This window comes from Streptomyces sp. NPDC004051 (assembly GCF_053604275.1).
Window position 1 is genome coordinate 13,022 of the sequence record NZ_JBSGHG010000003.1, and the last position, 13,881, is coordinate 26,902.

A 13,881-nucleotide genomic window follows, 5' to 3' on the forward strand; every position below is an offset into this window, starting at 1 on the left:
ACGCCGGGCTCCGGTCGTCGACCGCGGCGCCCTGACGGGTGTCGGCGCGCGTGGCCGTCCGGATGCCGGTCCCCCGTGCTTCTGTCTCCACGGGTCGAACCGGGAGCCCTCCATGGGACAGAATGAGCCCGTGCCTTCCCTGTTGCTGATCGAGGACGACGACGCCATCCGCACGGCCCTGGAGCTCTCACTCACGCGCCAGGGCCACCGCGTGGCGACCGCTGCCAGTGGTGAGGACGGACTGAAGCTGCTGCGCGAGCAACGGCCCGATCTGATCGTGCTGGACGTGATGCTGCCCGGCATCGACGGATTCGAGGTGTGCCGGCGCATCCGGCGCACCGACCAGTTGCCGATCATCCTGCTGACCGCGCGCAACGACGACATCGACGTGGTGGTCGGCCTGGAGTCCGGTGCCGACGACTACGTGGTCAAACCCGTGCAGGGCAGGGTGCTGGACGCCCGGATCCGGGCGGTGCTGCGCCGCGGGGAGCGGGAGTCCAACGACGCGGCGACCTTCGGCAGCCTGGTCATCGACCGCTCGGCGATGACCGTGACGAAGAACGGCGAGGACCTCCAGCTGACCCCGACCGAGCTGCGGCTGCTGCTCGAACTGAGCCGGCGGCCCGGCCAGGCGCTCTCCCGGCAGCAGTTGCTGCGGCTGGTGTGGGAGCACGACTACCTGGGCGACTCGCGTCTGGTGGACGCCTGCGTCCAGCGGCTGCGCGCCAAGGTCGAGGACGTACCGTCGTCCCCGACCCTGATCCGTACCGTGCGCGGTGTCGGCTACCGACTGGACCCGCCTCAGTGACACAGGAGCACCAGGAGAGTTCCCGCGGCTGGTCCGCGGCGCGCAAGGGGGTCTGGTCGCGGCTGCGCTTCACCAGTCTGCGGCTTCGGCTGGTGGTCGTGTTCGGGCTGGTCGCGCTCACCGCCGCGGTCTCCGCTTCGGGCATCGCGTACTGGCTCAACCGCGAGGCGGTGCTCACCCGCACCCAGGACGCGGTGCTGGGCGACTTCGAGCAGGAGATGCAGAACCGGGCGGGGGCGCTGCCGGAGCATCCGACGCAGGAGGAACTGCAGCGCACCGCGGGCCAGATGGCCAACAGCAGTCAGCGGTTCTCGGTGCTGCTGATCGCCGAGGACCCGCAGGGCCGCACGGTGTACGGCAGTTCGGGCGGGCTGAGCGGCTTCTCGGCCCAGGACGTGCCGGCCTCGCTGCGCAAGGCGGTGAACGAGCGGCAGAAGATCACCTCGACCAACAAGCACCCCTACCGCCTGTACTGGCAGCGGACCGTCCACGGCGGCACCCCCTATCTGGTGGCGGGCACCCGGACGATCGGCGGCGGGCCGACCGGCTACATGCTCAAGTCGCTGGAGCCTGAGGCCAAGGACCTCAACTCGCTGGCCTGGTCGCTGGGTATCGCCACCGGTCTCGCCCTGATCGGCTCCGCCCTGCTGGCGCAGGCCGCGGCGACGACCGTGCTGAAGCCGGTGCAGCGGCTCGGGATCGCCGCCCGGCGGCTCGGCGAGGGCAGACTGGACACCCGGCTGAGGGTCTCGGGGACGGACGAACTGGCCGATCTGTCCCGGACGTTCAACAAGGCGGCCGAGGCGCTGGAGAAACGGGTGGCCGACATGGCCGCGCGGGACGAGGCGTCCCGCAGGTTCGTGGCGGACATGAGTCACGAACTGCGCACTCCGCTGACCGCGATCACGGCGGTGACGGAAGTCCTCGAGGAGGAGCTGGAGTTCGAGGGCGGCGGCATCGACCCGATGATCGAGCCCGCCGTACGGCTCGTGGTCAGCGAGACGCGGCGGCTCAACGACCTGGTCGAGAACCTGATGGAGGTCACCCGCTTCGACGCGGGCACCGCCCGCCTCGTCCTCGACGACGTCGACATCGCCGACCAGATCACCGCCTGCATCGACGCCCGTGCCTGGCTGGACGCGGTCGAGTGGGACGCGGAGCGCGGTATCCACGCCCGGATCGACCCGCGACGGCTGGACGTGATCCTGGCCAACCTCATAGGCAACGCGCTCAAGCACGGCGGCTCGCCGGTACGGGTGTCGGTGCGCGTGGACCGCGAGGACGGCGGCGACGGCGCGGACACCGTGAACGGTGAGACCGGTGGGGGCGGTCCGGAGGGCGGGGAGCACCAGGACGGCGGGGCCCGCGAGGGCGGCGCCGGGGAAGACCTCGGTACGGGCGTTGACGGCGGAGGCACCGGGGGCGAAGGCGCCCTGCCCGGAGGCGCGGTGGTCATCGAGGTGCGGGACCAGGGGCCGGGCATCCCCGAGGACGTCCTGCCGCATGTCTTCGACCGCTTCTACAAGGCCAGTGCCTCCCGGCCGCGTTCCGAGGGCAGCGGTCTGGGGCTGTCCATCGCGCTGGAGAACGCCCATGCCCACGGTGGCGAGATCACCGCGGCCAACTCCCCCGAGGGTGGGGCGGTGTTCACGCTGCGGCTGCCGCGGGACGTCTCCGCCCCGACCGGGCGGGAGGACGGGCCCGCCGAGAGCACCGGGAACACTGCGAACAGCGAGAACGCCAAGAACGCCGCGAAGGCCGGGAACACCAAGAACGCCGACAGCGCAGAGGACGCCGAGGACGCCCGATGAACATACGTGGGACGGCTCCGCGCCCGACGGGCATACGCGGTGCACGAGGTGCACGAGGTGTACGCCGCACACGGCGGCTGCCGGGGCTGCTGGCCGTGACCGCGCTCGGCGTCCTGCTCTCCGGGTGCGGGATCCGGGCCACCGAGGTGCCGACCGACTTCGGTCCGGCGCCCTCCCGGGTGCGCTGTTCGCAGGCCGAGGCGGACGGGGCGGCGCAGCCCGCGCGGGGCCTGCCGGTGCGGGTGTTCCTGCTCTGCGGCTCGTCGCTGATGGCCGTCGACCGGACCGTGGGGGTGCCGGAGGGCGCGGCGGACTCCGGGCAGCGGCGCGCACTGGTGGCGCAGGGCCTGCTGGACCAGCTCTCGGCGCCGCCGACGCCGGCCGAGAAGGAGGCGGGGTACACGACGAACGTACGGGGCGGGATGACCGTGAGCGGTCCGCGGCCCGGCGACCCGGGGGACGCGCTGCGCCTGAGTTCCGCGCCGGGCAGTCTGACGTCCTACGCGCTCGCGCAGATCGTCTGCACCTTCTCCGACTCGGCGGCGGCCGAGGGCGACGGCTCGGTGGTCCTGGGCGGACAGGACGACGAGTCGCCGCGCCGCTACCGGTGCACGGATGAGGTCCGGGCCCGTCCGGGCGGCACGGAACCACCGTCCACGGCGGTCACCGAGGGGTGACCGCGCGGGGCGGGTGCCACGGGCCGCGGCCGGCGGGGGTGTGGCGCATGCCTCACCCGGTGGGCGGGGCACTTGCCGGAACCGATTCCGCCGGGCGTCGCGTCTAGGGTTTCGTGCAGCGTCAAGGCTCCGTCGGCGGCACCGCCGCGTCCCGTCTCCGTGTGACAGGAGGTCTCCTCCTGGCCGCGTACCTCGTGTTCGTCGCCTGGTGCACGCTGCGCCCCCTGAACGTCCCCTGGGTGATGCCCGCCAACCTGCGGCTCTTCGACGGCATCCGGGCCGACTTCGCGCTGGGCTGGGGTGCCGGGGCCCGCCGGGTCGGTGAAGGGCTCGCGCTGCTCGCTCCGCTGGGTGTGCTGCTGCCGATGGCGGGGGGCAGGCTGACCGTCTCGCCACTGGGTTCGCTGGCCCGCATCATGGCCGCGGCGGCCCTGCTGTCGCTGGGCATCGAGATGCTGCAGACCACGGTGCCCGGCAGGGTGGTGGACGTCGACGCGCTGTTGCTGAACACGGTGGGTGCGGCGCTCGCGCATGTCGCCGTGGTGCCGGCGGGCCGTGCCTGGCTGCGCCGCCGGGCCGTACCCCGGACCGGCGGCACCATGCGCCAGGAGGAGCCGGCTCAGGGTCGGACCCCGACGATTCCCAGGGTCGGGATCGCCCCGTGGAGTGACGCTTTGCCCCCTTCGTCTCCGTAGTGTGGAGAGCGGTGGAACAGCCGACGGAAGCCGACGCGGCGCCGCGGGCCACCGCACCGCACACACCACGAAGGAGTCCACGATGTCCAGCCTCGTCCGCCCCACCGACAACCGTGTGATCGGCGGCGTGTGCGCCGCGCTGGCCCGGCGCTTCGGCACCTCCGCGACCACGATGCGCGTGATCTTCCTGGTCTCGTGCCTGCTCCCCGGGCCGCAGTTCCTGCTCTACATAGTGCTGTGGATCCTGTTCCCGTCGGAGGGCAAGACGCGCACGGCCTGGTGAGTGCGGGCGCCGCTCCGCGCGAACGCCGATGGGGCGCGCCCCGGACTCGGGGTGCGCCCCATCGGCAGGGGTCCGCGCGGGTGGGCCTGCGCGGTGAGGAGATCCGAGGTCAGAGGTCAGCCGAGCGGCGCCCCGTTGACGGAGACACCCTGCGTGGGCAGTCCCTTCGTCGGCAGGCCCCCGAGCAGACCGCCGACCTGCTCCTGGGGACCCTCGGAGGTCAGCTGCTCGGCGACCGGCCGCGCGGTCGTCATGCCCGTGCCGACCACGTCCCCTCCCGTCTGCAGGGCCCCGTCCGTGCCCGGCGCCACACGGGAGACGTCCTCCGTCTGAAGGCTCTGGGCGACGGTGTCCAGTGCGGCATCGGCGTTCGGGACGGCCGGGGCTGCGCTTGCGGTACCCGCACCGACGGCGGCGAAGGCGGCGCCGAGAACGGCGACACCGAGGGTCTTGGCAGCAGACTGCTTCATGAAATGCGTCCTCGAAATGGAATGGGGGGAACGAGCGGTCCTCGACCGTAAACACCCGGCGCCGCCCGCCGCAAACCTCGAAATGCGGACGAACGGTGAAGGCCGCCCGCCCTCCCGGAATCCACGAACGCCCCGGTCAGTCCTCTTCGGTCACAGAACCGCTGGTGGCGGCGGTCTGACGAAACAGCCATTCTGATTTCAGCTCGGCGTATCCGGGCTTGATGACGTCATTGATCATGGCCAGCCGTTCATCGAAAGGAATGAACGCCGACTTCATCGCATTGACGGAAAACCATTGCATGTCGTCGAGCGTGTAGCCGAACGCCTCGACCAGGTGCTCGAATTCCCGGCTCATGCCGGTGTGCGACATCAGGCGGTTGTCGGTGTTCACCGTGACCCGGAAGTGCAGCCGGCGCAGCAGGCCGATGGGGTGCTCGGCGTACGAGGCCGCCGCCCCGGTCTGCAGGTTGGAGCTGGGGCACAGCTCCAGCGGGATGCGCTTGTCCCGGACGTAGGAGGCAAGCCGGCCGAGTTCGACCGAGCCGTCGTCGTGGACTTGGATGTCGTCGATGATGCGCACCCCGTGTCCGAGCCGGTCGGCGCCGCACCACTGGATGGCCTGCCAGATGGACGGCAGCCCGAAGGCCTCGCCGGCGTGGATGGTGAAGTGGTTGTTCTCCCGCTTGAGGTACTCGAAGGCGTCGAGGTGCCGGGTGGGCGGGTGACCGGCCTCGGCGCCCGCGATGTCGAAGCCGACGACGCCCAGGTCCCGGTAGCGGTTGGCGAGTTCGGCGATCTCCAGGGACCGCGCGGCGTGCCGCATCGCGGTGAGCAGGGCGCCGACGCGGATGCGGTTCCCGTCCTCCCGCGCCCGCCGTTCCCCTTGCCGGAAGCCCTCGTTGACCGCCTCGACGACCTCTTCGAGGGTCAGCCCGCCTTCGAGGTGCTGCTCGGGGGCGTAGCGTACCTCGGCGTAGACGACACCGTCCGCGGCGAGGTCCTCGGCGCACTCGGCGGCCACCCGCACCAGGGCGTCCCGGGTCTGCATGACCCCGACGGTGTGCGAGAACGTCTCCAGGTACCGCTCCAGGGAACCGGAGTCGGCGGCCTCCCGGAACCAGAGGCCGAGCTTGTCGGGGTCGCTCTGGGGGAGCCCGGAGTAGCCGGCCGCGCGGGCCAGGTCGACGACCGTGCCGGGGCGCAGGCCGCCGTCGAGGTGATCGTGCAGCAGCACCTTGGGCGCCCGGCGGATCTGGTCCGGGGTCGGGGTGTTCGCGGTGGTCTGGCTCGTCATTGCCGCACTCTAACGCCTACGCGCGTAGATCACCGGTGTGCGAATCCGTCGATACGTAACGGTGACCGCACGCGAGGGTGGCGTACACCGGGGCTTCTGACACTCTGCTGCCATGTCACAGCAAGCGACACCGGCGCGCACGGCCCGGCTGGGGAGGGTGCTCGGCCCGAAGCCGAGGACGGTGGGCGGCGCGGTGCTGCTGCTCCCCGGCGGCGAGCCGGTCTCCAGCCGCAGACCGTCCCCCGTGGTGGCGGCCGCCTCCGTACGCGCCCTGGGACACCGTCTCGGCCGCGCGGGCCGGGCCGAGGGTCTCGCCACCCATGTCGTCCACTACCGCTACCGGGGCTGGAACGGCGGTGAGGCGCATCTCGCGCGTGACGCCACCTGGGCCGTGGACGAGATCGTGCGGCTCTACGGGGACGTCCCCGTGTGCCTGGCCGGTCTCGGCATGGGCGGCCGGGCGGCGCTGCACGCGGGCGGCCACGAGGCCGTCAGCTCCGTACTGGCGCTGGCCCCCTGGCTGCCCGAGGAGGATGTGGCCGCGGCCCCCGAACCGGTGAAGCAGCTGGCCGGACGGCAGGTGCTGATCGTGCACGGCACGCGTGACGCGCGGGCCGACCCGGACCTGTCCTTCCGGCTGGCGGCGCGGATCAAGAAGGCGAACCGGAACGTGTGCCGCTTCGAAGTGCACGCCGACAAACACGGGTTGAACCAGTACCGGGCCGAAGTGCTGGCGCTGTGCGAGGACTTCGTGATGGGGACGCTGTTCGGGCGGGCGTTCTCCCGTCCGGTGCAGGACGCCCTGGCGGCTCCCCCGCCCCTGGGGCTGCGGATGCCGCTGGCCTCGGGGTTCGGCGCGTCGCTGCGCCGGCGGGCGGCAGGCGGCAGGTGACGGGCGGCGGGCGGCGGATCGCCGGGAGGGCCCCGTTCAGTCCGGGAGCAGGTGGCCCCTTCTCGACAGCAGGAACTTCTTGAAGGCCGCCACCGGCGGGGTGTCCGGGCGGTCGGCCAGCCAGGCGACGCCGATCTCGCGGGCCGCCCGCGGGGAGGTGACGGTCAGTTCCACCACCCCGGGGCGCGGCACGGCCGGCGGGGGCAGCAGGGCGACGCCCAGGCCGGCGGCCACCAGGCCCCGCAGGGTCTCCGCCTCCTCGCCCTCGAAGGCGACCCGGGGCCGGAAACCGGCCTGCGCGCAGAGGTCGTCGGTGATGCGGCGCAGACCGTATCCGGGCTCCAGGGTCACGAACGTCTCGTCGGCGGCCTCGGCGAGACGGATACGGCGCCGGCCGGCGAGCCGGTGGTCGGCGGGGACGACCAGGCGCAGCTTCTGCTCGTCCAGGCGGCGGGCGACGAGGTCGGGGGCGTCCGGGACCGGGGAGGTCAGGCACAGGTCCAGCTCGCCCGCGCGCAGGCGCTCCAGCATGGCCTCGCCGTAGTTCTGGACGAGGCTGAAGCGGATGCGCGGGTGGTCGGCGCGGAAGGCATGCAGCAGGCCGGGCACGGTCTCGGCGCCCATGGTGTGCAGGAACCCGAAGGCGACCTTGCCGGTGGCCGGGTCGGCGTCGGCGCGCACCTCGTCGGCGGCCCGCTCGACCTCGGCGAGGGCGCGTTCGACGGAGGCGAGGAAGGTGCGGCCGGCGGGGGTCAGGGAGAGGGTGCGGCCGTGCCGGGCGAACAGGTCGACGCCCAGGTCGTGTTCGAGGCGGGCCATGGACCGGGAGAGCGTGGACTGCGGGACCTGCATCTCCTGGGCGGCCCGGGTGACGTGCTCCGTGCGGGCGACGCCGGCGAAGTGAACGAGACGTGGCGCGAGCAGCGCGACGATGTCTTCTGTGTCACCGGACGGTGACAGCTTCCTCTGTGACCTCTGCTGATGCACCATGGGAACGATTATGGCGATTCCATGCATTGGACGGATGAGCGGGGCCCTCCTTAGGTTCGATGCATGTCTTCCGTCAGTACCGAGGCGTCCACCCGCGTGGACGCCGGTCCGCCCGTCACTCCCTCTCCCTCCACCACTCCCCCCACCGCTCCCTCCGCGCCGTCCGCCCCGGGCGGCCCCGACTCCCGGACGGCCCCCGGCGGCCCCGGTTACCGACGGATGAGCCTCGCCCTCTTCCTGGCGGGTGTCGCGACCTTCGCGCTGCTGTACTCCACCCAGGCTCTGCTGCCGCTGATCTCCGGGGACCTCGGCGTGAGCGCGGGCGACGCGAGCTGGACGGTGGCGGCGGCCACCGGCGGTCTGGCCCTGTTCGTGCTGCCGATGAGCGCGCTGTCGGAACGCTACGGACGCCGTACGGTCATGACGGCCTCCCTGGCCGTCGCGGTGACCGTCGGACTGCTGGTCCCCTTCGCCCCGTCGCTGGGCGCCCTGGTGGCGCTGCGGGCGCTCCAGGGGGCGGCCCTGGCCGGGGTGCCCGCGTCGGCGACCGCGTATCTCGCGGAGGAGGTCAGGCCCAGGGCACTGGTGACCGCGATCGGACTGTTCGTCGCGGGCAACAGCGTCGGCGGGATGAGCGGCCGGATCGTCACCGGATGGGTGGCGCAGGAGTGGGGCTGGCGGGTCGCCGTCGGCGTGATCGGGGTGCTCGCGGTGGCGTGCGCGGTGGCGTTCCGGCTGCTGCTGCCGGCACCGAGGCACTTCCGGCCGGGTTCGCTGCGCCCGCGCGTGCTGGCCGGCGCGGTCCGCGGCCACCTCGCCGACCCGCTGCTGCGGCGCCTCTACGCGATCGGCGCACTGTTCATGACGGTGTTCGGCGGGGTCTACACCGTGATCGGCTACCGGCTGAGCGAGGCGCCCTTCTCGCTCTCCCAGGGCGTCGTCGGCTCGATCTTCCTGGTCTACCTGGTCGGCACGGTGTCGGCGTCGGCGGCGGGGCGGCTGGTGGACCGGCTGGGCCGTCGGGGCGCGTTGTACGCGGCGGGCGGGACCACCGCGGCGGGCCTGCTGCTGTCCCTGGCCGGCTCGCTGTCGCTGATCCTGCTGGGCCTGGTGCTGATCACCGGAGGCTTCTTCGCGGGCCACGCGGTCGCGTCCTCGGCGGTCGGCCGGACGGCCACCGAGGGCCGCGCCCAGGCGTCGGCGCTGTACCAGTCCGCCTACTACGTCGGCTCCAGCGTGGGCAGCACGGTGGGCGCGCTCGCCTTCCACTCGGAGGGCTGGGCCGGGACGGTGGGGGTCGGCCTGATGGCGGTGGCCGGCGCCGTGACCATCACGGTGCTGGGCACCCGGGCGGCCCGGGTGGAGCGGCGGCGACTCGCCCCCGCGTGAGGCCGCACACGCCCGGTCCGGCGGGCGGAGGGTTTCCTTCCGCCCGCCGGACCCGCCTCTTCGACCTGCGCGTTCGTCCGCTCGCGGGGCCGTTGTCAGTGCGCTGCGGTAGCTTCCGAGGTGCTGGGTGCGAAGGCGCGCCGCGGACAGGCCACAGGGGCGGGTGGACGATGACGAACGACACGGCGACGACGACCGGTCTCGACGCCAGGCTCGAGGCGCACCGCGTCGAGCTGACCGGGTACTGCTACCGGATGCTCGGCTCCTCCTTCGAGGCGGAGGACGCGGTGCAGGACACGATGGTCCGTGCCTGGCGCAGCTTCGAGAAGTTCGAGGGCCGCTCCAGCCTGCGTTCCTGGCTGTACCGCATCGCGACCAACGTCTGCCTGGACATGCTGACGGCGGGCAACAAGCGCGCCCGGCCGATGGACCTGACGGAGTCGACCCCGCTGGCGCGGGCGGCCCTCTCGCCGCGGCCGGACCACACCTGGCTGGAGCCGGTGCCGGACTCCCGGGTGCTGCCCGCCGTCGAGGACCCGGCGGAGGCGGCGGTCGCCAAGGAGTCCGTGCGGCTCGCCTTCATGGCCGCGCTCCAGCAGCTGCCGCCCAGGCAGCGGGCGGTGCTGCTGCTGCGGGAGGTGCTGGCCTGGCGGGCGAGCGAGGTGGCGGAGCTGCTCGAGACCTCGGTGGCCTCCGTCAACAGCGCGTTGCAGCGGGCGCGGGCGACGCTCGCGGAGCGGAGGCAGCCGGGCGCCGACGCGTCCGTCTCCGACCCGCTGGACGAGGAGCAGCAGAAGCTCCTGGAGCGCTATGTGGCGGCGTTCGAGGGGTACGACATGGCGGCGCTGACGGCGTTGCTGCACGAGGACGCCATCATGACGATGCCGCCGTTCGACCTGTGGCTGACCGGTTCCGCCGACATCACGGGCTTCATGACGACGCTGGGCGCCTCCTGCGCGGATTCGCGGTTGCTGCCTCTCCAGGCCAACGGCCTGCCGGGGTTCGCCCACTACAAGCCGGACCCGGAGGCGGCTGGCTTCACGCCGTGGGCGGTCCAGGTGCTGGAGATCTCAGACGGCCGGATCACCGGGTTCCACTGCTTCCTCGACACCGGGCGCTGGTTCCCCCTGTTCGGGCTGCCCCTCCACCTCGAAGCGGAGGCCGACCAGGTCGAGCAGGGAGCATAGGGCGGGGTCGGGGTCGCGCAGCCGTATCCGACCCCCGGTCCGGCGGGCCAGGAGCTGGAGACGGGCGAGCAGGTTCACAGCGGCGAGACCCGGCGGCCCCAGCCCACCCACGTCACAGACGACGGTTCCGCCGCCCCGACCGCCTCCGCGGCCGTCGCCGTCGCCGTCGTCCAGCAGTGCCCGCAGCGCATCGCTCGGCCCGCTCACCCCGTCCCGGGTGACGGGGCCGCGCAGCACGAGTACGGGCGGTGTCCTGGCATCCACGAGCGGTAGACCGGGCACGGGCGCGTAATTCATCGCGCTCTCCCGTCGGCCTGCGGGCACCGGGAAGATCACATTGACCCGAGCATGACCTTCCCCGAGGGTTACCTGTATGCGCCACATACCCTGCCCGCCCGCGACCTCCGATGCCCGCCGCTCCGGCGAGGAGCCGCCGTGCAGGGGGTGCTGAGCGGTTTCGCGGTGATCGCGGTGGTCATCGCCGTCGGCTATGTGATCGGCCGCCGGGGGTATCTGGGCCGGCAGGCCCACGAGGTGCTGACGAAGCTCGCCTTCCACGTGGCCTCACCGGCCCTGCTGTTCACCCTTCTCGCCGAGGCGGACCTGTCGGTGGTCTTCTCCGGCCGGCTGCTGGTCACCGCGCTGAGCACGGCCGCGGTGGCCGGCGTCTTCGTCGCGGTGGGCGTGGTACGCCGCTGGGGCGTGGGCCGCACCACCATCGGCGCCCTGTGCTCCAGCTACGTCAACTCCGGCAACCTCGGCATCCCGATCGCCGTGTACGTCCTCGGCGACGCCTCGCTGGTGGCGCCGGTGCTGCTGTTCCAGCTCGTGATGGTCACCCCGGTCGCGCTGACGGTCCTGGACCTGGCGACCGCCGGGGAGAAGCTGCCGCTGTGGCAGCGGCTGCTCACCCCGCTGCGGAACCCGGTCGCGCTGGGCTCGCTGGCGGGGGTGGCGGTGTCGGCGTCCGGACTGGAGATCCCCGGCCCGGTCATGGACCCGGTGACGCTGATCGGCAACATGGCGGTGCCGGCGGTCCTGCTCGCGTTCGGCATCTCGCTGCGCGGCAGCGCCCCGCCCCTGCGAAGCGGTGAGCGCGGTGCGGTGCTGCTCGCCGTGGCGTTGAAGTCGGTGGGCCAGCCGGTGGTCGCCTGGGCGCTGGCGGCAGGGGTCTTCGGGCTGCGCGGGGCCCAGCTGCTCGACGTGGTGGTCACCTCGGCGCTGCCGGCCGCGCAGAACATCTTCACGTTCGCGAGCAGCTACCGCGTCGGCGAGGCCCTGGCCCGGGAGGCGATCCTGGTGTCGACCCTGCTGGCGGTGCCGGTACTGGTGGTGGCGGCGGCGCTGCTGGGGTGACTCAGCTCTCGGGGAACTCGCCGGTGTCGATGACGAGGTCGAACGGAGCGGGAAGCTTGATGGGCTCGCCGAACTTCACGGAGTCCAGGGGACGGTAGACATCACCGTGCGGTTCGCCGAAGAGCGTCACGGTCGGGCCGTCGGGGGCCCAGCGGTCGACGAGGAGGTACAGCGGGATGCCCGCGGTGGCATAGGCGGCGGGCTTACTGACGCGGTCGTGGCGCGCGTTGGACTTGGAGGTCACCTCGACGACGAGTTCGGCGAGGGCTGCGGGCATGTGGTTTTCCGTCTCCGAGTCGTCCCGAACCGGGGCCACCAGAAGGTCCGGAATGAACATCCCCAGACGTGAGGGCACGGCGATTTCCTGAGTCTGGAAGATTTCCCAGTGCTCGGGAATCACAGAGTAAAGACGCCGCTGAATGCGGGCCGCGATCACGTTGTGGCGGTACGCGGGAGCAGGTGACACGGTGATGATTCCCTCAATGATCTCCACCTTGCTGCCCTCGGGCCATTCCATCTCCTCCCAGAACCGGACGAGGTCGTCCCAGCTCTGCTCGGGGTCCTGGCTCACGGCGAGTACGCTCATGGCGGTTTCTCCTATCGGTGCGTCACCGACTACAGCATGCCGAACGGGACCGGTGGCGGTCCACCGATCCCGTTCACCCGAAAGGGCCGTATCCGACAGCGGCCTCCGGCCGTGGGCGCAGGTCAGGCGATGCGTTCCCGCACCACCGGGGTGGCCGTGAAGGCGGTGCCGGGGGCCGCGATGTCGTACGAGCCGGCCACCGCCTCCAGGGCGTAGGCGAAGCGGTCCGGGGTGTCGGTGTGGAGGGTGAGGAGGGGCTGGCCCTCGGTGACCGTGTCGCCGGGCTTGGCGTGCAGTTCGACGCCGGCGCCCGCCTGCACCGGGTCCTCCTTGCGGGCGCGGCCCGCGCCGAGGCGCCAGGCGGCGACACCGACGTCGTAGGCGTCCAGGCGGGTGAGGACGCCGGAGGCGGTCGCCGTCACCACGTGCTGTTCGCGCGCCGTCGGCAGGGGCGCGTCCGGGTCGCCGCCCTGGGCGGCGATCATGCGGCGCCAGACGTCCATCGCGGAGCCGTCGGCCAGGGCCTTCGCCGGGTCGGCGTCCTCGAGGCCGGCCGCGTCGAGCATCTCGCGGGCCAGGGCGAGGGTGAGTTCGACGACGTCGGCGGGGCCGCCGCCCGCCAGGACCTCCACCGACTCGCGGACCTCCAGGGCGTTGCCCGCGGTCAGGCCGAGCGGGGTCGACATGTCGGTGAGCAGGGCGACGGTCCGCACGCCGTGGTCGGTGCCGAGGCCGACCATCGTGGACGCCAGTTCGCGGGCGTCCTCCAGGGTCTTCATGAAGGCGCCGCTGCCCACCTTCACGTCCAGGACCAGCGCGCCCGTGCCCTCGGCGATCTTCTTCGACATGATCGAGGAGGCGATCAGCGGGATCGCCTCGACGGTGCCGGTCACGTCGCGCAGGGCGTAGAGCTTCTTGTCGGCGGGGGCCAGTCCGTCGCCGGCCGCGCAGATGACGGCGCCCACGCCGTCCAGCACGGACAGCATCTCCTCGTTGGACAGCAGTGCCCGCCAGCCCGGGATCGCCTCCAGCTTGTCCAGGGTGCCGCCGGTGTGGCCGAGGCCCCGGCCGGAGAGCTGCGGGACGGCCGCGCCGCAGGCCGCGACCAGCGGGGCCAGCGGCAGGGTGATCTTGTCGCCGACGCCGCCGGTGGAGTGCTTGTCGGTGGTGGGGCGGGAGAGCGAGGAGAAGTCCATGCGCTCGCCGGAGGCGATCATCGCGGCCGTCCAGCGGGCGATCTCGGTCCGGTTCATGCCGTTGAGCAGGATCGCCATCGCGAGGGCCGACATCTGCTCGTCGGCCACCTCCCCGCGGGTGTACGCGTCGACGACCCAGTCGATCTGCTCGTCGCTGAGTTCGCCGCGGTCCCGCTTGGTGCGGATGACGGAGATGACGTCCATGGCCATGGCTGGCATTCCTTCCGGAGTGCGGAGAGTACGGCGC

General features: G+C 72.4%; 15 protein-coding genes. 9 read left to right on the forward strand and 6 right to left on the reverse strand.

From position 1 onward, the window contains the following. Window positions 1-130 precede the first annotated feature (130 nt). From afsQ1 to ACWEQO_RS05365, 5 genes are all read left to right on the forward strand, one after another. Entirely contained in the window at window positions 131-808 is a 678-nt protein-coding gene (gene afsQ1, locus ACWEQO_RS05345; protein ID WP_158101933.1) for a two-component system response regulator AfsQ1, read from the forward strand. Beyond that, on the forward strand, window positions 805-2,619 hold the full coding sequence (locus ACWEQO_RS05350) for an ATP-binding protein (RefSeq protein WP_452979194.1): 1,815 nt from the start codon (window positions 805-807) through the stop codon (window positions 2,617-2,619). The genes afsQ1 and ACWEQO_RS05350 overlap by 4 nt, the downstream gene beginning before the upstream one ends. Then, window positions 2,616-3,296, forward strand: a complete 681-nt coding sequence (locus ACWEQO_RS05355; protein WP_361450327.1) for a hypothetical protein — start codon at window positions 2,616-2,618, stop codon at window positions 3,294-3,296. Before ACWEQO_RS05350 ends, ACWEQO_RS05355 begins: the two co-directional genes overlap by 4 nt. A 113-nt stretch (window positions 3,297-3,409) precedes the next feature. Further along, window positions 3,410-3,991, forward strand: coding sequence for a VanZ family protein (locus tag ACWEQO_RS05360; protein WP_452979198.1), 582 nt, complete (start codon window positions 3,410-3,412; stop codon window positions 3,989-3,991). Between the two features lie 82 nt (window positions 3,992-4,073). After that, on the forward strand, window positions 4,074-4,274 hold the full coding sequence (locus ACWEQO_RS05365) for a PspC domain-containing protein (protein ID WP_361450321.1): 201 nt from the start codon (window positions 4,074-4,076) through the stop codon (window positions 4,272-4,274). Window positions 4,275-4,390: 116 nt separating this feature from the next. On the opposite strand, the gene ACWEQO_RS05370 is transcribed toward ACWEQO_RS05365, so the two are convergent. Further along, on the reverse strand, window positions 4,391-4,744 hold the full coding sequence (locus ACWEQO_RS05370) for an ATP-binding protein (RefSeq protein ID WP_361450318.1): 354 nt from the start codon (window positions 4,742-4,744) through the stop codon (window positions 4,391-4,393). A gap of 136 nt (window positions 4,745-4,880) precedes the next feature. Then, a complete protein-coding gene (locus ACWEQO_RS05375; RefSeq protein ID WP_452979201.1) occupies window positions 4,881-6,038 on the reverse strand; it encodes an adenosine deaminase in 1,158 nt (385 codons plus the stop codon). Between the two features lie 112 nt (window positions 6,039-6,150). On the opposite strand from ACWEQO_RS05375, the gene ACWEQO_RS05380 reads away from it, so the two are divergent. After that, entirely contained in the window at window positions 6,151-6,930 is a 780-nt protein-coding gene (locus ACWEQO_RS05380) for an alpha/beta hydrolase (RefSeq protein WP_361450312.1), read from the forward strand. Between the two features lie 36 nt (window positions 6,931-6,966). Here ACWEQO_RS05380 and ACWEQO_RS05385 read toward each other — a convergent pair whose 3' ends face one another. Beyond that, entirely contained in the window at window positions 6,967-7,920 is a 954-nt protein-coding gene (locus ACWEQO_RS05385; protein ID WP_452979203.1) for a LysR family transcriptional regulator, read from the reverse strand. Between the two features lie 63 nt (window positions 7,921-7,983). On the opposite strand from ACWEQO_RS05385, the gene ACWEQO_RS05390 reads away from it, so the two are divergent. Together ACWEQO_RS05390 and ACWEQO_RS05395 are read left to right on the forward strand one after the other, a co-directional pair. Continuing rightward, window positions 7,984-9,309 carry an MFS transporter gene (locus ACWEQO_RS05390; RefSeq protein ID WP_452979206.1) on the forward strand — a complete coding sequence of 442 codons (1,326 nt, stop codon included), beginning with the start codon at window positions 7,984-7,986 and terminating at the stop codon, window positions 9,307-9,309. A gap of 170 nt (window positions 9,310-9,479) precedes the next feature. Beyond that, a complete protein-coding gene (locus ACWEQO_RS05395) occupies window positions 9,480-10,496 on the forward strand; it encodes a sigma-70 family RNA polymerase sigma factor (RefSeq protein WP_452979209.1) in 1,017 nt (338 codons plus the stop codon). On the opposite strand, the gene ACWEQO_RS05400 is transcribed toward ACWEQO_RS05395, so the two are convergent. Beyond that, window positions 10,380-10,793 carry an STAS domain-containing protein gene (locus ACWEQO_RS05400; protein WP_452979212.1) on the reverse strand — a complete coding sequence of 138 codons (414 nt, stop codon included), beginning with the start codon at window positions 10,791-10,793 and terminating at the stop codon, window positions 10,380-10,382. The two genes, ACWEQO_RS05395 and ACWEQO_RS05400, sit on opposite strands and share 117 nt — an antisense overlap. Before the next feature lie 138 nt (window positions 10,794-10,931). On the opposite strand from ACWEQO_RS05400, the gene ACWEQO_RS05405 reads away from it, so the two are divergent. Continuing rightward, window positions 10,932-11,852, forward strand: coding sequence for an AEC family transporter (locus ACWEQO_RS05405; protein WP_452979215.1), 921 nt, complete (start codon window positions 10,932-10,934; stop codon window positions 11,850-11,852). A 1-nt stretch (window position 11,853) separates the two neighbouring features. Here the strand turns inward: ACWEQO_RS05405 and ACWEQO_RS05410 are convergent, their stop codons facing one another. Together ACWEQO_RS05410 and ACWEQO_RS05415 are read right to left on the reverse strand one after the other, a co-directional pair. After that, entirely contained in the window at window positions 11,854-12,438 is a 585-nt protein-coding gene (locus tag ACWEQO_RS05410; RefSeq protein ID WP_452979218.1) for a Uma2 family endonuclease, read from the reverse strand. A gap of 122 nt (window positions 12,439-12,560) precedes the next feature. Next, window positions 12,561-13,838 (reverse strand): thymidine phosphorylase, encoded by a 1,278-nt coding sequence (locus ACWEQO_RS05415; RefSeq protein WP_361450376.1) that lies wholly within the window; start codon window positions 13,836-13,838, stop codon window positions 12,561-12,563. Between the last annotated feature and the right edge of the window lie 43 nt (window positions 13,839-13,881).